Source organism: Aromatoleum buckelii (assembly GCF_012910785.2).
Lineage (GTDB): Bacteria > Pseudomonadota > Gammaproteobacteria > Burkholderiales > Rhodocyclaceae > Aromatoleum > Aromatoleum buckelii.
In genome coordinates this window covers 930605-948401 of record NZ_WTVH02000010.1, presented here as the reverse complement: position 1 = coordinate 948401, position 17797 = coordinate 930605, and the positions used below count along the sequence as shown (strand labels likewise).

Here is a 17797-nt window from a genome sequence, read left to right as displayed (position 1 = left end):
TAACAAACCATGAAATACACCTCGCAATCGGTCGCGCTGCCATACTTCATAGCGGCGATCGGTCTTTTCGTCGGTCAGATCGTTTTCGGCCTGGCCATGGGCCTGCAGTACGTAGTCGGGGATTTCCTGTTCCCGGAAATCCCGTTCAACGTCGCGCGGATGGTCCACACCAACCTGCTGATCGTCTGGCTGCTGTTCGGCTTCATGGGAGCGGCCTACTACCTGATCCCGGAAGAAGCCGAAACCGAGCTCTATAGCCCGAAACTCGCGCTGCTGATGTTCTGGATCTTCCTGATCGCCGGCGCGGCCACGATCCTCGGCTACCTGCTCGTCGACTACGCGACGCTTGCCGAGATGACCGGCAACAACATCCTCGCGACGATGGGACGGGAGTTCCTCGAGCAGCCGCTGCTGACCAAAATCGGTATCGTCATCGTCGCGCTGGCCTTCCTGTTCAACATCAGCATGACGATGTTGAAGGGCCGCAAGACGGTGATCAGCATCGTCATGCTGCTCGGCCTGTGGGGTCTGGCGATCTTCTTCCTGTTCTCGTTCTACAACCCGGGCAACCTGGTCAAGGACAAGTTCTACTGGTGGTGGGTCGTGCACCTTTGGGTGGAAGGCGTGTGGGAACTGATCATGGCCGCGATGCTCGCGTTCGTCCTGATCAAGGTCACCGGCGTCGACCGTGAAGTCATCGAGAAGTGGCTGTACGTGATCATCACGCTGGCGCTCGTCACCGGCCTGATCGGCACCGGTCACCACTACTTCTGGATCGGCACGCCGGGTTACTGGCAGTGGTGGGGTTCGATCTTCTCGGCGCTGGAACCGATCCCGTTCTTCGCGATGACCGTCTTCGCGTTCAACATGGTCAACCGTCGTCGCCGCGAGCATCCGAACAAGGCTGCAGTGCTGTGGGCGCTGGGTACCGGCGTGATGGCCTTCCTCGGCGCAGGCGTGTGGGGCTTCCTGCATACGCTGGCTCCGGTGAACTTCTACACGCACGGTTCGCAGATCACCGCGGCCCACGGCCACATGGCGTTCTATGGCGCCTACGTGCTGGTCGTGCTGACGATCATCAGCTACGCGATGCCGTTGCTGCGCGGTCGTGCGGCGAATAGCCAGCGCGCCCAAGTGGTTGAAATGTGGAGCTTCTGGCTGATGACGATTTCGATGGTCTTCATCACGCTGTTCCTCACCGCCGCCGGCATCCTGCAGGTGTGGCTGCAGCGCGTCTCCGACACGCCGATGCCGTTCATGCAGGTGCAGGATCAGATCAACCTGTTCTACTGGATGCGCCTGTGGGCGGGCGTGGTGTTCGCGGTCGGCCTGGTCACGTACGTGACGAGTTTCTTCATCAAGGGTGAAAGCAAGCCGCTGATCACCCCCTGAGGAGTTTCGAAAGTGGTCCTTCAACGGCGTTGAAGGACAGAAACATAGGGCGGCGCAAGCCGCCCTTTTTCTTTCTGCTCACGCAAATCGTTCTCGTTACATCTCCGGGGAATGAATTAACCAGAATCAAGGTCCGGAAGGGGTACGCTCCCTAGACTGGACCCATGAATACAAGCAGCCAAACCCTGATGACACCCCTCTCCGCCTCCAACTCCGCATTGGAGACCACGGCGCGACGCCTTCCCGGCGACCTCGCGATATGGTTCTTCATCCTCGCCGAATTGCTGGCGTTTGGCGTGTTCTTCGTCGTATACGCCTTCACGCGCGCCAATCACGTGGAACTCTTCAACGCCGAACAGCTCACGCTCGACCGCACCTCCGGTGCGATCAACACCGTGCTGCTGCTGACGTCGAGCTTCTTCGTCGTGCGCGCCGTGCAGGTCGCCGAAGCCGGCTTCAGTCGCCGCGCTGCGCCGTGGCTGGCCGCAGCGTTTGCGTGCGGTGCCGGTTTTGTCGTCGTGAAGATCTTCGAGTACGCGGAGAAGATCGGTGCCGGCATCAGCCTGTCGTCGAGCACGTTCTACATGTTCTACCTGTCGCTGACGTTCTTCCACTTCATGCACGTGATCCTCGGTCTGGTGATCATCGCCGCGATGTGGAACGGCGCTCGAACCGGCCGCTACGGCCCCGACAACATGAACGGGATCGAGACCGGCGCGGCGTACTGGCATATGGTCGATCTGGTGTGGCTGATCCTGTTCCCGCTGATCTACGTGATGCGCTGAGAGGTCCAACACAATGCAATCCTCGCTTTCCTCCCCCCCGCACGCCTCGTCCCACGGCACGTCGAATCGCGCGGCGATCATCTGGGCAGCGCTGATCTTCGCCACGATGCTGACATGGCTGGTCGGCGAACGCGGCGACGCCGGCCCTGCGATCACCGCACTCCTGATGACGATCGCGTTCGCCAAGGGCACCCTGATCATCCTCGACTACATGGCGTTGCGCCGCGCGCCGCTGATGTGGCCGCTGATCGCGCTCGGCTGGATGCTCCTCGTCTGCTCGATGATCGGCCTGGCCTACTGGAAAGGACTTGCAGCATGAAGATGGAAGCATCCCTCATGGAAATTCCGTTCTACGAGCCGGCCGGCGATGAAATCAGCGTGTTCGAGCACGCGTGGAAAAACCGCCTGCCGCTGCTGATCAAGGGTCCGACCGGCTGCGGCAAGACGCGTTTCGTCGCGCACATGGCCGCAAAGCTCGGTCTGCCGCTCTACACGGTCGCCTGCCACGACGACCTGACGGCTGCCGATCTGGTCGGCCGTCACCTGATCGGCGATGGTCAGACCGTATGGTGCGACGGCCCGCTGACGCGCGCGGTGCGCGAAGGCGGCATCTGCTACCTCGACGAAGTCGTCGAGGCGCGCAAGGACACCACGGTGGTGCTGCACCCGCTTGCCGACGACCGCCGCATCCTGCCGATCGACCGCACCGGCGAGTTGCTGTCCGCGCCGCCGTCGTTCATGCTCGTCGTATCGTACAACCCCGGTTACCAGAACCTGCTGAAAGGCATGAAGCCCTCGACACGGCAACGGTTCGTCAGCCTGCGCTTCGATTTCCCTGCCAGCGCCCGCGAGGAATCGATCCTGCTCGGCGAAGCCGGCTGCGCGCCCGACCTCGCGCGTCGCCTGGTGTCGATCGCGCATGCGTTGCGCACGCTGAAAGACCAGGATCTCGAGGAGGCGGCGAGCACGCGGCTGCTCGTCTATGCGGCACTGCTCGTGCGCGATGGCATGGACCCGGTCACGGCGTGCCGCGCGGCGATCGTCGAGAGCCTCACCGACGACCCCGAGGTTGCCGACGCGCTGATGGAAGTCGTGGCGGCGACCTTCGGCCGCTGAAGGCGGGCCGGCAGCCGGTCCGACCGCAAGGAATCGACGCGATGCCAGAGCCCGAACACGATCTGCTGAAGGAAGACCTGCCCGGTCCGCCGCTCGCGGTGGCGGCCGAATCGCTGTTCCTCGTGAACCTGATGATCGCCCCCGGCCTCGCGTTCGTCATTCTTGTCGTGCTGTGGTGGCGGCATCGGCTCAGCGCACCGGCGCTCGCGCGCAATCACCTCAAGCAGACCGTCGTCGCCAGCCTGTGGGGAGGCGGCCTGCTGGTTGGGGTCAGCGTCGCGGTGTTCCTGCTCGGCGGCTTCGCGAACCCGTGGTCGTGGGTCGTCGGGGTGCTGTACTTCGTCTGCTTCCACGCAATGCTGATCCTGTTCGGCGTGATCGGCCTGAACCGCGCGATGCTCGCCCGCCCTTACCGTTTTCCCATCATCGGCCCGAAGCTCGTCGAGTAAATCATGAACGCCCCGCAGTTCTCGCCACTTTCACCCCAGACGTCGCCCGATACGGCTCAGGCCGACAGGCCGGATGCCGCACGCCGGCCGTCCCGCCGGGTCATTCCGATCGCCGCAGCGAAACCGGCCGGGCACAACCGCACGCAGAAAAAGCGCACCGCGTTCCAGATCGGCTTTTTCACGCTGTTCATTCTTGCGCCCGTACTCGACCTATTCCGCTACGACCTCGTCGCCGGCCATGCGTGGCTGCTCGGCATGGAATGGCGCCTGGGGCTCGACGACTTCGTCGCCGGCCGCATCAGCGCGCTCGAAGCCGGTTCGAACGTGATGTTCCGCCTGTTCGTGCCGATCCTGGTCGGCGGGGCCGCGTTCCTATGGGTCTCGTGGAAGTGGGGACGACTTTACTGCGGCTGGCTGTGCCCGCATTTTTCGGTCGTCGAAACGATCAACAAGCTGATGCAGCGCGCATCGGGCAAACCGAGCGTGTGGGTCCGGGAGCCGCTGCCGCCATGGAAGGCCGACGGCACACCGTGGCGACCAGACGCCCGCTGGTGGGCAGTCGTCGTGCCGGCCGCGGTGTTTTTCGCGTTCCTGTGGTCGGTGGTGTTTCTGAGCTACCTGCTGCCTCCGGCCGAAGTCTACGGCAATCTCTTCGGCGGTGAGTTCACGCGCAACCAGACGATCTTCCTCTCCGCGGCGACCGTCGTGCTGACGATGGAATTCCTTTTTGCCCGTCACCTCTTCTGCCGTTATGCGTGCGCAGTCGGCCTGTTCCAGAGTCTCGCATGGATGAGTAACCGCGACGCGATGGTTGTCGGTTTCCAGAGAAAGCGCGCCGTCGACTGCGCCAGCTGTCTGCCCGACCGGCAGTCCGCGTGCGACGCGGTCTGTCCGATGCGCCTGACCCCGCGCAACATCAAGCGCCTGATGTTCACCTGCACGCAGTGCGCGCAGTGCGTCGAAGCCTGCGAGCAAAGCCAGCGCGACAACCCCCAGGGGCCGCTGCTCGCGTGGGTGAGCAGCGAAGCCGCCCGCCAGAATGAAGCCGGGTTCCGCTCCGGCAAGGAACGCTAGGATGGAAGAAGCCGTTGGCAAACTCTGGCACCGCTGGGTCACCCGCACGGCGCTGGGCAATCATCCCGAAGCTGTCGTTAAGCTGAAGGAGATCGAGCGCACCGCCGGCGTGTTCTTCCGCGCCCTCGGCGGCGATCCCGGCCTGCGCGTCGCCGCTGCAACCGAGGACGAACATGGCGCGCGGCGCAGCCTGCTGAAACGCATCGCGGGCGCCGGCGAGCGGGCCGCCCGGGCACGCATGGACGCCTCGACGCTGCGGCTGCCGCCGGAGATCGACGCCTTTCCCGAGCGCTCGCTGAACCGCGACCTCTACCTGTGGCTCGCCGCGCTCGCCGCCGCGCACGGCGGTATCGAAGCGGATGGGCCGGACGCGGCCGACAACGATTTCCGCTGCAACCAGTTCGCGACCTGCGCGGCGCTGCACATGTGGCCAGGGATCGAACCGCGCTACCGGCGCCTCGTCGCGGCCTATCTGCCGACGCGCCCGCGTCCCGAGAAACTCCCTGCGGCCGAGGCCGAACGCGAACGTGCGATTCGCCAAGCGCTCGAAGCGCCCGGCACCGTCCGCGCGCTGCCGCCGGTCCCAGCCGGAACACCCCCCGCGCAGCCGGTATTGCTGTGGCTCACCGGTTCCCTGTCCGGCACCGCCGCGAGCCGCCGCAACACCGGCGCCGACCCCGAGCAGACCGCCGACGGCGGGCCGCCGTCGTTCGATGAAAACGAGCGCCACGCCCACCGTGCGGAGCAGGTCGACATGCCGCAGGAAAAGAACGGCCTGCTGATCTTCTTCCGCGCCGAAAGCCTGCTTGCGGTCGCCGAGTTCCTGCGGGTCAACCGGCCCACCGACGACGAGCCGGACCCGAATGCCGCCAGCGCCGCCCGCGACCTCGATCACTTGTCGCTCGCGCAAGACACGGACCGCGTCGCGTCGAAAGTGCGCTTCGATCTCGACCTCCCTTCGGCAGCCGAGGACGACATCGTGCTCGGCGCCGGCATCCCGCTGCCGGAATGGGACTACCGCAAAGGCGTGTTGCTGCAGGATCACGTGCGTCTGGCCGAGCTCGCCGCCCGCGACGCCCCACCCTGCCCGCTGCCCGAACCGCTGCGGCGCACCGCGCGACGACTGCACCAGCAGTTCGCCGCGCTGCAGCCCGGCCGGCGCTGGCTGAAGGCGCGCCCCGACGGCACCGAACTCGACCTCGACGCGGTGGTCCGCGCCCAGACCGACCGGGCGGTCGGGCGCAATCCGTCCGACCAGCTTTATCTGTCGCTCGAAAAACGCGAACGCGATCTGGCCTGCATGGTGCTCGCCGATCTGTCGCTGTCGACCGACAGCTGGGTATCGAGCGAAGCGCGCGTCATCGACGTCATCCGCGACGCGCTGCTGCTGTTCGGCGAGGCGCTCGGAGCGACGGGCGATCGCTTCGCAATGGCCGGATTCTCGTCGGTCAAGCGCAGCCAGGTCCGCTTCCATCGGCTGAAAGACTTCAACGACCGCTTCGACGATCGCATCCGTGGGCGCATCAGCGCGATCAAGCCGGGCTACTACACGCGGCTGGGGGCGGCAATCCGGCGCACAAGCCAGTTGCTCGCAGCCGAACAGGCCGCGCGGCGCATCCTGCTGATCCTGTCCGACGGCAAGCCGAACGATCTCGATCTGTACGAAGGACGCTACGGCATCGAGGACACTCGCGTCGCCGTCGGCGAAGCGCGCAAACAGGGCCTCGTCCCGTTCTGTGTCACAATCGACCGCGAGGGCGCGGGTTACCTGCCGCACCTCTTCGGCCCGGCCGGTTACGCGGTGATTCGCAAGCCCGAGGAGTTGCCGGCGCGACTTCCGCTGTTCTACGCTCAACTGACACGGTAATCATGCCGCGTATTGCCTGTTCGCCCGGAACCCGAAGCGAACCCGTCTCTTCCACCGCGTGTTCCCCGAGCGGGCAAGAGCACGCCGAGACCGACCGCCTGTGCAGGCTGCTCGTGCACGTGCCGCTCCTCAGCGGTTTCAGTCCCGCCGAGATCGCCCGCTTCGCTCACGGCGTGCGCGAGCAGAACGTGGACAGGGGCTGCGTGGTTTTCCACAAGGGCGACCCCTGCCACGGCTTCCACCTGGTGCTGGCCGGCCAGGTCAAGCTCGCTTTCACGTCCGCCGAGGGGCACGAGAAAGTCATCGAGATCATCCTTCCGGGCCAGACGTTCGGCGAGGCGGTGATGTTCATGGACAAGCCCTACGTCGTGATGGCCCAGGCGCTGACCGACTGCAAGCTGCTGCACATCTCGAAGAGTGTCGTGTTCGACGAGATGGACCGCGATCCGGTGTTCTGTCGCAAGATCATTGCCGGTCTGTCGCACCGCCTGCACCACCTGATCGCCGACGTCGAGACCTACTCGCTGCGCTCCGGGCGCGAGCGCATCGTTGGCTACCTCCTGCGCCAGGAGGAAATCGACGGCGAGCCGAGGACTAGCGGTTACGTGTCGGTGCGCCTCCCGACCAGCAAAGGCACGATCGCATCGCGCCTGAACCTCACCCAGGAACATTTCTCCCGCATCCTGCACGAACTCATTGAAGCCGGGTTAATCTGTGTCGAGGGACGCACGATTCACATCCCGGATATCGAGAAGCTGCGCACGACGCAGGGCCAATTCTAGCTCCTGTCGATCTTGACACTGCGTTCCCGGCAGCGAAGCAGCAATTTCCGAAATGGGTCGCGAGGTCAAGGTTATGGACGCCCCGGTAAGCTGGCAGGAATTCGCCGCCTCGGCAGCTCGCCAGGCGAGCAACCTGCATTTCTCTTCGGTAGCCGCAAAGATGCGCGGCGTGCATGAGCGTATCCACGAGCGGCATCCGCTCATCGAACGCCTCGCGGTCGCGCTCTACGACCCCGACCTGAAACGGCTGCGTACGTTCGTCGACAGCACCGACAGCGGCACCTCGCTGCGAGCTTACGAGTGCCCGCTCGCCGACGTGCCTTCGCTTCTCGCCATTGCCCAGAGTGGCAAGGCCCGAGTCCTCAACGACCTGAGCGCTGCGATCAGCCCCGACTCCCGGCATTCCCGCTGGTTGCTCCACGAAGGCTACCGGTCGAGCCTGACCGTCCCGATCATGCAGAACGAGCAGCTGCTCGGTTTTCTGTTCTTCGATTCGCGCACGCGCGACGCTTTCCCGGACGATGTCGTCGCCGATCTGCTTCTCTCCGGCCATCTCATCGGCATGATCGTCACGCAGGAACTCGCGACAGTGCAGATGCTCGTCGGCGGCCTGCGGCTCGCAAGCCAGTTCGCCCATGTGCGCGATCTCGAGACCGGCGCCCACCTCGACCGCATGGCGCGCTACGCACGCCTGATCGCGCGGGAACTAGCGCCCGCGCACGGTCTGTCCGACGACTACATCGAACATGTTTTCCTGTTCGCCGCGCTCCACGATATCGGCAAGATCGGAGTCCCGGACAGCATTCTGCTCAAACCCGGACGGCTCGATGACGCCGAGCGGGACGTGATGCGCGAGCACGTGGCGATGGGCGTGCAGATGGCCGAACGGCTGATCAACGATTTCAGCCTTGCCGGCCTCGAGAACATCGGCATGCTGCGCAATATCGTCAGCGCCCATCACGAACGCATGGACGGCAGCGGCTACCCGAGCGGACTAGCGGGCGAGGCAATCCCGCTCGAAGCCCGCATCGTTGCAACCGCCGACGTCTTCGACGCCCTCGCCTGCGCCCGCAGCTACAAGGCCGCCTGGACGCTCGACAACGCCTTCGACGAAATCGCCCGGATGGGCGGCGCCAAGCTCTACGCCCCCACCGTCGCGGCACTGCTCGACTGCCGCGAGGAAGTCGAAGAGATCTACCGCCGCTTCCAGGACGATACCCGGACTCACTAGATCCCCGCTGCCGCGCCCCCCGGGGGACAGCGAATCGCGCGGCAGCCGGAAGATCGGGGTACGAGTCTCCACCCGGAGTTGCGCTATAATCCGGCCCGCGCCGGCATAGCTCAGTTGGTAGAGCAACCGCCTTGTAAGCGGTAGGTCATCTGTTCGAGTCAGATTGTCGGCACCAATAGGATCAATCAGTTACGCCAACCTCTCGGGGTTGGCGTTTTAGTTTTTGAGTATCGTGTAGCCACTGTGTAGCCGAATCTAAGCATTTCCGGACGAACGTTCCGTTCGAGACCTACTTGGTAGCCGTCCCAGCTACAAACTCCGGCGCCAGCGTCCGCTTCGCCCGTCTGGCTACAGCCGGACCCGACCGCATTCGGCCTTTCTCAGTTCGAATTGCTCAAGGTCAGGTAACTGAGTGGAGCGGTCTGCCGGTATGCCTAATCAAGGGTCGGTATTAGCGCCAGACTTTGACTTCCCATGGCGATTCAAGCCGGCGTCTCGCCAATATCCTCATGCCAGAGTTCCGGATTTTTGGCGATGAAGGTCTGCATCAAATCCATACAAACCGGATCCTGAAGGACGGTGACTTCAACGCCCCGGGAACGCAGCCATTCTTCCTCGCCCATAAAGGTCAGGTTTTCCCCGACGACGACCTTGGGAATGCCATAAAGAAGGATCGCGCCGCTGCACATCGCGCAGGGCGACAAGGTCGTGTAAAGCACCGACTCGCGATAGACCTGCGCGGGCTGTCGGCCAGCGTTTTCGAAGGCATCCATCTCGCCGTGTCTAATGACGCTTCCCTGCTGGATCCTTCGGTTATGCCCTCGACCGATAACTTTTCCGCGATGGACGATCACCGATCCGACCGGAATGCCACCTTCCGCCCCTCCTGATTGAGCTTCTTCGATGGCCGCCAGCATGAATGGATCCATGGTCGCTCACCCCTCCACTGATAATTCGGGAATATAGCCGATGTGCCGCCCTGTGAGCATCGGTCCCGTAAGCGGCCACTCGTCGCGTCATGGCCCAAGCGAGCGGCCGTGCCACCGTCGAACGGATCGAGGCCGCACGCCCACGTTGGATTCCAGCAGTGGTGTTGTGGCGCGAGATCCGCGAGCGCGGCTAGGAAGGGGGGCTGACGCAGCTGAAGGTCTATCTGCAAGCTCACAAGCGCGCCGCGCTCTCGTCGCTACCGGTGTCGACCGCGCTCACCCCGCCCGCCGCGCCTTCTCGCAGGGTTCTGCCGCGCGAGAGTCTGCAGCATCCGCTGTCGGTCTACGACGCGCTGCTCGGGGAGACGGCATGAACCTTCAGCACGAACGGATCGGTGCGCTATGCACGCAGCTCAAGCTCGAGCGGATCGGCAGTGACTGGAGCATGCCGGAGGTGCGGGCACTCTCCGCCGCTTCATCCCTGCAAGCCGTGCTTCAGACGGACACCAGCACGTCCCCCTGGGACTCGGTCAGCACGTGCTTGGTGACACTCCCGAGCAGCAAGTCCTCCAGCATGCTTTCGCCGTGCTTCCCCATCACGATCAGGTCGCAATCCTGCTCCTGCTCCTGTTCGATGATGTTCCGCGACGCGTCGCCGTGGACGACGATCAGGCGCGTGCGCTCGAGCGGCAACCCCGCTTCGTCACGCAGCTCGCGCAGTTTCGCCAGCGCCTCCTGCCGGGCGGCGATGCGATAACGGGCAAGCAGTTCGTCTTCGATACCCGCGAATCGCAGCTTGCTCTCGAAAGGCACCTCGAACGCATGCAGTAACACGACGTCCGCCCGGGGCGCGATGGCTTGGGCGTTGCGCAGCGCCCGCAACGAAAACGACGAAAAGTCGACGGGCACGAGCAGTGTCCGGTAAGGCTCGTGGGGAGCTTGCTTGGCGATGAGCATCGGCCAGCGCGTCTTGCGCACCATCCGCTCGGCGGTGGAGCCGACTAACAGATGTCGCATGAAACTGCTGCCGCCTGCCCCGAGCACGAGGAGATCGGCGGATATCGTGTCGGCGTGGCCGACGATTTCCGCCAGCACCGGACCGGACGCGACCTGGACCCCTGCTGCTATGCCATGCTGCTTCAGCATATTCGCCGCCAGCGCGCGCATTTCTTCCAGTGCAGCATCGAGCACCCGCTGTCCGGTTTCGGCCGGGACGTCGGCGATGAGGAGGCGGAGCTTTTCCACCGCCGTAACATTTGCGACGTGGAACAGGTCAAGGCTCGCGCCCACTTCGCGGGCCACGAGGGCGGCGCGGTCGGCGGCGTGACGCGCCGGAGCGGAAAGATCGGTTGCGACTAGCAGCCGCTTGATGGGATTCATGGCCGCAGCCCTCCATTCGGCAAGAGATGCAATACCGCGAGCATAACGGGCGTTGCGTTCGACATGGGACAGATCGCTCGGTAGAATTTCCCGGCGTTCGCTGCAGTGCGTCAATACATGGCCACGATATTACCTTAGGCCGGCACGAAGGAGTCCCGATGACCCAGGTTCGCCCGGACAACCTACCAACGACGGGCAAGCGGGACGTTCCCGCTCCGCACGCCGCGTCGGTCCGATGAACGACCGGTCAACGGCCGAGTCCTTCGAACGCGCGCCTGAACAGTGGCACACGCTCGACCCGGACGAAATCCGACATCATCTGCAGACACCGCACGGCGGACTGCCGGAAGCCCAAGCCCGGCGCCGGCTCGCGCAATACGGGCCGAACCGGCTCGCCCCGCCGAAGCGCCGCGGCCCGCTGCTGCGTCTGCTGATGCAGTTCCACAACATCCTTCTCTACGTGATGATGGGCGCGGCAGTGATCACCGCCCTGCTCGGCCATTGGGTCGATACCGGCGTGCTGCTCGCGGCCGTCGTGATCAACGCGATCATCGGCTTCATCCAGGAAGGCAAGGCCGAAGCCGCGCTCGACGCCATCCGGGCGATGCTGTCCCCCCATGCCACAGTGGTCCGCGATGGCCACCGACGCGAAATCGACGCGGCCGATCTCGTGCCGGGCGACCTCGTGCTGCTCGGTTCCGGCGATCGCGTTCCGGCCGACCTGCGCCTGGTTTCGGTGCATGAGCTGCGCGTCGAAGAAGCGGCGCTGACCGGCGAATCGCTGCCCGTCGAAAAAGGGACGCAAGCGGTGGCGGCGGATGCGCCGCTCGGCGATCGCTACGGCATGGCCTATTCGGGCACGCTGGTCGTCTATGGCCAGGCCAAAGGCATCGTCGTCGGCACGGGCGGGGCGACCGAACTGGGCAAGATCAATGAGCTGCTTACCGGCATCCAGGCCCTGAGCACCCCGTTGTTGCGCCAGATCGACCGTTTCGGCCGCATCCTGGCGATCGCGATTCTCGCCCTCGCGGCGGCGACGTTCCTGCTCGGTACGCTGGGGCGCGGTCATCCCGCTTCGGAAATGTTCATGATGGTCGTGGCGCTCGCCGCGTCGGCGATTCCCGAGGGACTGCCGGCGATCATGACCGTCACGCTCGCACTCGGTGTGCAGCGCATGGCGCGGCGCAACGCGATTGTCCGGCGCCTGCCCGCGGTCGAAACGCTGGGCTCGGTCACGGTGATCTGTTCGGACAAGACCGGCACGCTGACGCGCAACGAAATGACCGTGCAGCGCGTCGTGTGCGCGGGCCACGTGTTCGACGTCGGGGGCGTCGGCTATGCGCCGGTCGGCGATTTCAGCGTCGACGGGCACATCATCGACACCGACCGCTATCCGGCGCTGTCTTTGGCGATCCGCGCCGCCGTGCTGTGCAACGACGCGCATCTGCGCGAAGACGACGGCCTGTGGCGGGTCGAAGGGGATCCCACCGAAGGCGCGCTGCTGGTTCTCGGCGACAAGGCCGGCTTCACGCGGAACGTCGCGGATTCCGAGTGGCCGCGCCGCGACAGCATCCCGTTCGAATCCCAGCACCGCTTCATGGCCACCTACCACCGCGACGCCGACGGCGACCCGTGGATTTTCGTCAAGGGAGCACCGGAACGCATCCTCGACATCTGCGCGCAGCAGCTCGGTCACGACGGCGAGCGCCCGCTGGACGCCGATTACTGGCGCCGCATGGCAACCGACACTGCTGCCCAGGGGCTGCGCCTGCTCGGCCTCGCTTGCAAGCGCGCCGCTCCCGCGGAAGACCACCTGCGTTTTGCCGACGTGGAGGACGGCTACACGCTGCTCGCGCTGGTCGGCATCATCGACCCCCCGCGCGAAGAGGCGATCCATGCCGTCGGCGAATGCCACCGCGCCGGCATCCGCGTCAAGATGATCACGGGCGACCATGCCGAAACCGCCCGCGCGATCGGCGCGCAGCTTGCGATCGGCATTGGCAAGCCGGCGGTCACCGGCGCCGAGGTCGCGATCATGGACGACGCTGCCCTGCGCCGCGTGGCGATGGAGGTGGATGTTTTTGCCCGTGCGAGCCCGGAGCACAAGCTGCGCCTGGTGCAGGCACTGCAGAACGACGGCCAGGTAGTCGCCATGACGGGCGACGGGGTGAACGACGCTCCGGCGCTCAAGCGCGCCGACGTCGGCGTCGCGATGGGCATGAAAGGCACCGAGGCGGCCAAGGAAGCGGCCGACATGGTGCTCGCCGACGACAACTTCGCGACGATCGCCGCAGCGGTGCGCGAAGGCCGCGCGGTCTACGACAACCTCAAGAAGTTCATCCTGTTCATGCTGCCAACCAACGGCGGCGAGGCGCTGGTCGTGATCGCCGCGATCCTGTTCGAGCTGACCCTGCCGCTGACCCCGGCGCAGGTGCTGTGGATCAACCTCGTCACCTCCAGCACGCTGGGCCTTGCGCTGGCTTTCGAACCGTCGGAGCCGAACATCATGGCGCGCATGCCCCGTCCGCCCCGCGAGGCGCTGCTCTCCGGCTTCTTCATCTGGCGCGTCGTGATGGTCTCGTTCCTGATGATGACCGGCGCACTCGGCCTGTTCCTGTGGGAACTGGCACACGGCACGAGCCTCGAAATCGCCCGCACCATGGCGGTCAACGCGGTGGTGGTCGCCGAAATGTTCTACCTCGTCAACAGCCGCTACATTTTTGCGCCGGTGACCAATCGCGAAGGACTGACCGGCAACCGCTACGTGTTGGCGGCCATCGCCGCGTGCATCCCGCTGCAGCTGGCATTCACGCACGCTCCGGCGATGCAGGCGGTCTTCGGGTCCGCGGACCTGTCGGTGATCGAATGGCTCAAAGTCGTCGCCGCCGGGCTCCTGGTGTTCTGCATCGCGGAGTTGGAGAAATTGGTGATGCGGCGGGCACGGCTGGCTGCGGCCGAAGGACCGGCTTGAGCGAAGCGACCGCGGGAACCGCGCGTCCAAGCACCGCAGGACGTAAAATCGACGCATGACATCGAATGCACTCAACGACGAGGCCGAGGACGACTCGCCGCCTTCGGTCAAGGAAGCACGGCTGTGGCGTGACGACGGATGGACTGCGCGCGTCATCAAGAACGAAGACGACGAAGGATGGGCGGTCGAGATGATCATGGACGGCGAACCCGAGCCAGCCCTGGTCGGGCCGTGGACAATGGGGCGCGACAAGAAGAACCCGAAGCCGCTCGACGTCAACGCGTTCAACACGCTCGTCAAGACCGCTTCGGAGGTCCTGCGCCGCCACGAGCAGCAACGGCACGCGATGTTCCACAAGAAGGTCACGGTGAACACGCCTTCCGGGCGGATCAGCGTCACGCTCGACATCGTCCCCGGCGAATTCGATCCGCACGCATTGCTCGCGGCGTTTGATGCCACCGGCGAGGAACTGGCCGCGCTGCGCGTGGAGGCCGGGTTCAAGCTGACGACGACCAGCGCGAACGCGTGGCTCGAAACCCTGCTGCCGGATTCAAGCAGCTCGGATCTGGATTCCGATCACCCCGATAACGGGGATTGACCTGAAGCGGACCGCGGCACTCGCCCGGCACATCCCGAGTCGATCACCGCGATTCCTCGAGCAGGAACGAGATCGCGTCGCGCCACCAATGCTCATCCACGTGATCGACCCAGTCGTTGTGTTCCGCGCCCTCCACCACCGCCAGCCGCTTGGGGTCCCCGAGCGCCCGATAAAGGGCGGCGCCGAAGCGGGCGGGGACAATGCTGTCCTGCTCTGCGACGACGACCAGCACCGGGCGGTCGAACGACGCCAGATGGGCGACGTTGTCGTATCGGTCGTGCAGCAGCCATTGCACGGGCAGCCACGGATAGTGGAACGTCGCGACGTTCTCGAGTCGGTCCCAAGGCGTGATGAGCAGCAACCCGGCAATCCTGTCGCGCTGACTCGCGCTCGTCGCCGCCGCGACGCCGGCGCCGAGTGATTCGCCGATGAGCAGCAGCGGCCCGCCGTGCAGGCGATGGGCGAGCGCGACGGTATGTTCGGCATCGGCGACCAGATTCTGTTCGCCTACCCTGCCGCCACGCGGACCGTAACCCGGATACTCGGCCAGGATCACGCGCAACCCCAGCCTCGCGAGCACGGCCGCGTAGAAGTTCCGATGGCCGGCATGTCCGGCGTTGCCGTGAAAGACGATTGCCGTGGCGCGCGCGGCGCCCGCGGGCTCGGCGATGAGGCCGCGAAAGTCCTCAGGCGTCGGCCACGCGCGCAGCCGGTCGGACACGACCTCACCCAGCGTGGCCGTGTCGGGGAAATAAAGCCAACGGTCCTGGAACATGGTGACCCCGGCAATCATGATCAGAGAGGCAATGACGAGCCGCAGCATCGTTCGAAAGAGCACTTTCGCCTCGTGCGAGCCCGGGCTGCGCCAGCCGACGCGTTGCGCCTCGTGTGACTGCGCTATGTACCCCCTTTCAGCCGCGATTTCAGATCCGCGAACGGCTGATGCGTGGCGGGGGAAAGTTCCTCGCCCCCGGCGCTGCGCCCTGCGCAATCGAGAACTCGCGAATGTTCGGCGTCGTGGCAATACACGCAGAGCAGTTCCCAGTTGCTGCCGTCGGGCGGATTGTGGTCGTGGTTGTGATCGCGGTGATGCACAGTGAGCTGGTGCACGTTCTCGCGCGTGAATTCGCGTGCGCAACGGCCGCAGATCCACGGGTAGATCTTGAGCGCCCGCTCCCGATACCCTTGCTCGCGCTGCTCCCGGGCGCGTCGCGCTTCGGCGACGAGCCGGTCGAGCCGCTCGTGATCCGGCTTGCTCATCTCGACTGCTCCCGCGAAATGACCGTGTCGAGTCATTGTCGCGCGGCAAGCGAGGCGATTCAAATACCCCGGGCACGACCGGCGATCGACTTGCTTCTCCGGAGCAAGGAGCTCGCCCGCCCGAATCTCCTCTCGCGCGCGACGGCGTTACCATGAGCGCCTACGACAATCATGAATGATGAGACCCGCCTCGCAGTTCGAGGCGCGACTTTGGAGCGAGCAGGATGGATATTGCAGTGATGGGTGCCGGCGCGGTCGGCTGCTACTACGGCGGGATGCTCGCCCGCGCAGGTCACGACGTGGTCCTGATCGGGCGGGCGCCGCATGTCGAGGCAGTGCAGCGCGACGGGCTGTTCCTCGATACGCAGACTTTCCAGGCCCATGTGCCGATGCGGGCGAGCACCGATCCGGCAGCCGTGCGGGGAGCGCAACTCGTGCTGTGTTGCGTGAAGTCGACGGATACCGCCGATGCAGCGGCGCAAATGGCGCCGCATCTTGCACCCGCCGCACTGCTGCTGAGCCTGCAAAACGGCGTCGACAACGCATCGCGGCTGCAGGCGCTGCTCGGACGCGAGGTGGCACCGGCAGTCGTCTATGTCGCGACCGAAATGGCCGCTCCGGGCCACGTCAAACACCATGGACGTGGCGAACTGGTGATCGGCCCGTCGGCCTCGAGCGAAGCGCTGGCCAAGCTGTTCGCCGAAGCCGCCGTGCCGGTGCAGATCTCGGACAACGTCATGGGCGCGCTGTGGGCCAAGCTGATCCTCAACTGCGCCTACAACGCGCTGTCCGCGATCACGCAACTGCCTTACGGTCGCCTCGTGCGCGGCGAAGGAGTCGAAGACGTGATGCGCGACGTCGTGCGGGAGTGCCTCGCCGTCGCGCAGGCTGAAGGCGTGAAAGTGCCGGGAGACCCCTGGGACGCAGTGCAGCATATCGCGCGCACGATGCCGACGCAGTTCTCCTCCACTGCGCAGGATCTCGCACGCGGCAAGCGCAGCGAGATCGACTACCTCAACGGCTACGTGCTGCGCAAGGGCGAAGCCTTCGGCATTGCGACGCCCGTCAACCGCGTCCTGCACAGCCTGGTCAAGCTGCTCGAAGCGCGGCAGGCCGGCTGAAAATCCGGCAGGCCATCCTAGCCGGTACGCGCGGAAAGCCGCTCCGCGCGGCCGGACTTATCCGCCCTTGAGCGAGCGCTGCAGGACTTCGAGCACCGTCCTCAGGTCCTCGATCGGCACCTGTCCCGGCGCGGAAGCTTGCTGGCCGACGGCGAAGCTTACCGACGAGCCGAACACCCAGCCGAACAGGCGGCTCAGCGAACCATAAGCGCCCATCGACATGCTGATGACCGGAAGCGAAATCGTCTTCTGCGCTTCCAGGGTCGCCTGCAGCAGCGTCAGCACGTCCTCGAGCCCCTGCGGCATCACCGCGATCTTCGCGATGTCGGCCCCCGCTTTCTCCATCCCCACGAGCTTCGCGACGATCGCGTCGGCCGGCGGCGTCTTTTCGAAATCGTGAAAAGACGCGATGAGCTTCGTGCCGGTCTCGCGGGCGAGCGCGACGGCCTGCTCGAAATGCTCCGGCTCGCTACTCAACTCGTAGTCGAGGAAGTCGACCGCGCCCGAACGCGCGACCTCCCGGTACATCGACAGCACTTCGTCCTCACAGAGGTCGATCGGCTCACCGCCTTCGCGGGTCGAGCGGCGCGTGAAAATGACCGGAATGCCGGCCGAACGCGTGCGGATCTCCTTCGTGAGTTCGACGACACGGCCGACGTCGGAAATCCCGGAATAGAAATCCACTCGCCACTCGAGGAGATCCGGCCGCTTCGCGACGATCACTTCCAGCTCGTGCAGCACCGCCGCTTCGTCCCTGCCGACGAGCGGCGCGCAGATCAACGGCTCCTTGCCACCGGCCACCAGCTGGCCTTTCACTTCGAGCGACCTCGTCATTGCCATGG

17 protein-coding genes, 1 tRNA gene and 1 pseudogene are annotated in these 17797 nt (G+C 65.2%); 14 read left to right on the top strand and 5 right to left on the bottom strand.

What is annotated here, in order from left to right; genetic code table 11:
• The first annotated feature begins 9 nt into the window (after positions 1-9).
• From GO608_RS15175 to GO608_RS15130, 10 genes are all read left to right on the top strand, one after another.
• Positions 10-1392, top strand: a complete 1383-nt coding sequence (locus tag GO608_RS15175) for a cbb3-type cytochrome c oxidase subunit I (RefSeq protein WP_169198161.1) — start codon at positions 10-12, stop codon at positions 1390-1392.
• A gap of 188 nt (positions 1393-1580) precedes the next feature.
• Positions 1581-2177, top strand: a complete 597-nt coding sequence (locus GO608_RS15170) for a cytochrome c oxidase subunit 3 family protein (RefSeq protein ID WP_169198162.1) — start codon at positions 1581-1583, stop codon at positions 2175-2177.
• Positions 2178-2190: 13 nt separating this feature from the next.
• Positions 2191-2496 (top strand): cytochrome C oxidase subunit IV family protein, encoded by a 306-nt coding sequence (locus GO608_RS15165; RefSeq protein ID WP_169198163.1) that lies wholly within the window; start codon positions 2191-2193, stop codon positions 2494-2496.
• Positions 2493-3293 (top strand): CbbQ/NirQ/NorQ/GpvN family protein, encoded by an 801-nt coding sequence (locus GO608_RS15160; RefSeq protein ID WP_169198164.1) that lies wholly within the window; start codon positions 2493-2495, stop codon positions 3291-3293. The genes GO608_RS15165 and GO608_RS15160 overlap by 4 nt, the downstream gene beginning before the upstream one ends.
• Before the next feature lie 41 nt (positions 3294-3334).
• Entirely contained in the window at positions 3335-3742 is a 408-nt protein-coding gene (locus tag GO608_RS15155; RefSeq protein WP_169198165.1) for a hypothetical protein, read from the top strand.
• Positions 3743-3745: 3 nt separating this feature from the next.
• Positions 3746-4816 (top strand): 4Fe-4S binding protein, encoded by a 1071-nt coding sequence (locus tag GO608_RS15150; RefSeq protein WP_211159331.1) that lies wholly within the window; start codon positions 3746-3748, stop codon positions 4814-4816.
• 1 nt (position 4817) lies between these two features.
• A complete protein-coding gene (locus tag GO608_RS15145) occupies positions 4818-6683 on the top strand; it encodes a nitric oxide reductase activation protein NorD (RefSeq protein WP_169198166.1) in 1866 nt (621 codons plus the stop codon).
• Between the two features lie 2 nt (positions 6684-6685).
• A complete protein-coding gene (locus GO608_RS15140; protein ID WP_169198167.1) occupies positions 6686-7465 on the top strand; it encodes a Crp/Fnr family transcriptional regulator in 780 nt (259 codons plus the stop codon).
• 52 nt (positions 7466-7517) lie between these two features.
• On the top strand, positions 7518-8696 hold the full coding sequence (locus tag GO608_RS15135; protein ID WP_247003182.1) for an HD-GYP domain-containing protein: 1179 nt from the start codon (positions 7518-7520) through the stop codon (positions 8694-8696).
• A gap of 99 nt (positions 8697-8795) precedes the next feature.
• A tRNA-Thr gene (locus GO608_RS15130) sits at positions 8796-8871 on the top strand.
• A gap of 307 nt (positions 8872-9178) precedes the next feature.
• Here the strand turns inward: GO608_RS15130 and GO608_RS15125 are convergent.
• A complete protein-coding gene (locus tag GO608_RS15125) occupies positions 9179-9613 on the bottom strand; it encodes a nucleoside deaminase (protein WP_247003180.1) in 435 nt (144 codons plus the stop codon).
• 248 nt (positions 9614-9861) lie between these two features.
• On the opposite strand from GO608_RS15125, the pseudogene GO608_RS19705 reads away from it, so the two are divergent.
• Positions 9862-9999, top strand: a pseudogene (locus tag GO608_RS19705) (IS21 family transposase); the annotation flags it as partial.
• Between the two features lie 121 nt (positions 10000-10120).
• On the opposite strand, the gene GO608_RS15120 reads toward GO608_RS19705, so the two are convergent.
• Entirely contained in the window at positions 10121-11005 is an 885-nt protein-coding gene (locus GO608_RS15120; RefSeq protein WP_169198169.1) for a universal stress protein, read from the bottom strand.
• Between the two features lie 235 nt (positions 11006-11240).
• On the opposite strand from GO608_RS15120, the gene GO608_RS15115 reads away from it, so the two are divergent.
• Together GO608_RS15115 and GO608_RS15110 are read left to right on the top strand one after the other, a co-directional pair.
• The gene (locus GO608_RS15115; protein WP_169198170.1) at positions 11241-13976 is read left to right on the top strand and encodes a cation-transporting P-type ATPase; all 2736 of its coding nucleotides are present in this window, start codon (positions 11241-11243) and stop codon (positions 13974-13976) included.
• Positions 13977-14031: 55 nt separating this feature from the next.
• Positions 14032-14574, top strand: coding sequence for a hypothetical protein (locus GO608_RS15110; RefSeq protein ID WP_169198171.1), 543 nt, complete (start codon positions 14032-14034; stop codon positions 14572-14574).
• Positions 14575-14617: 43 nt separating this feature from the next.
• Here GO608_RS15110 and GO608_RS15105 read toward each other — a convergent pair whose 3' ends face one another.
• Positions 14618-15397, bottom strand: a complete 780-nt coding sequence (locus GO608_RS15105; protein WP_211159332.1) for an alpha/beta hydrolase — start codon at positions 15395-15397, stop codon at positions 14618-14620.
• A 74-nt stretch (positions 15398-15471) separates the two neighbouring features.
• Positions 15472-15834, bottom strand: coding sequence for a YajD family HNH nuclease (locus GO608_RS15100; protein WP_169198172.1), 363 nt, complete (start codon positions 15832-15834; stop codon positions 15472-15474).
• 224 nt (positions 15835-16058) lie between these two features.
• Here GO608_RS15100 and GO608_RS15095 point away from each other — a divergent pair, with 224 nt between their 5' ends.
• Positions 16059-16955 carry a ketopantoate reductase family protein gene (locus GO608_RS15095; protein ID WP_169198173.1) on the top strand — a complete coding sequence of 299 codons (897 nt, stop codon included), beginning with the start codon at positions 16059-16061 and terminating at the stop codon, positions 16953-16955.
• Positions 16956-17012: 57 nt separating this feature from the next.
• Here GO608_RS15095 and aroD read toward each other — a convergent pair whose 3' ends face one another.
• On the bottom strand, positions 17013-17795 hold the full coding sequence (gene aroD, locus GO608_RS15090) for a type I 3-dehydroquinate dehydratase (RefSeq protein WP_169198174.1): 783 nt from the start codon (positions 17793-17795) through the stop codon (positions 17013-17015).
• Between the last annotated feature and the right edge of the window lie 2 nt (positions 17796-17797).

Coding starts and splice junctions, on each gene's coding strand:
- GO608_RS15165 (WP_169198163.1), top strand. CDS start 2,191: ATGCAATCCTCGCTTTCCTCCCCCCCGCACGCCTCGTCCCACGGCACG.
- GO608_RS15145 (WP_169198166.1), top strand. CDS start 4,818: ATGGAAGAAGCCGTTGGCAAACTCTGGCACCGCTGGGTCACCCGCACG.
- GO608_RS15155 (WP_169198165.1), top strand. CDS start 3,335: ATGCCAGAGCCCGAACACGATCTGCTGAAGGAAGACCTGCCCGGTCCG.
- GO608_RS15175 (WP_169198161.1), top strand. CDS start 10: ATGAAATACACCTCGCAATCGGTCGCGCTGCCATACTTCATAGCGGCG.
- GO608_RS15115 (WP_169198170.1), top strand. CDS start 11,241: ATGAACGACCGGTCAACGGCCGAGTCCTTCGAACGCGCGCCTGAACAG.
- GO608_RS15125 (WP_247003180.1), bottom strand. CDS start 9,613: ATGCTGGCGGCCATCGAAGAAGCTCAATCAGGAGGGGCGGAAGGTGGC.
- GO608_RS15105 (WP_211159332.1), bottom strand. CDS start 15,397: ATGCTGCGGCTCGTCATTGCCTCTCTGATCATGATTGCCGGGGTCACC.
- GO608_RS15160 (WP_169198164.1), top strand. CDS start 2,493: ATGAAGATGGAAGCATCCCTCATGGAAATTCCGTTCTACGAGCCGGCC.
- GO608_RS15120 (WP_169198169.1), bottom strand. CDS start 11,005: ATGAATCCCATCAAGCGGCTGCTAGTCGCAACCGATCTTTCCGCTCCG.
- GO608_RS15095 (WP_169198173.1), top strand. CDS start 16,059: ATGGATATTGCAGTGATGGGTGCCGGCGCGGTCGGCTGCTACTACGGC.
- GO608_RS15110 (WP_169198171.1), top strand. CDS start 14,032: ATGACATCGAATGCACTCAACGACGAGGCCGAGGACGACTCGCCGCCT.
- GO608_RS15100 (WP_169198172.1), bottom strand. CDS start 15,834: ATGAGCAAGCCGGATCACGAGCGGCTCGACCGGCTCGTCGCCGAAGCG.
- GO608_RS15170 (WP_169198162.1), top strand. CDS start 1,581: ATGACACCCCTCTCCGCCTCCAACTCCGCATTGGAGACCACGGCGCGA.
- GO608_RS15140 (WP_169198167.1), top strand. CDS start 6,686: ATGCCGCGTATTGCCTGTTCGCCCGGAACCCGAAGCGAACCCGTCTCT.
- GO608_RS15150 (WP_211159331.1), top strand. CDS start 3,746: ATGAACGCCCCGCAGTTCTCGCCACTTTCACCCCAGACGTCGCCCGAT.
- GO608_RS15135 (WP_247003182.1), top strand. CDS start 7,518: ATGGGTCGCGAGGTCAAGGTTATGGACGCCCCGGTAAGCTGGCAGGAA.
- aroD (WP_169198174.1), bottom strand. CDS start 17,795: ATGGCAATGACGAGGTCGCTCGAAGTGAAAGGCCAGCTGGTGGCCGGT.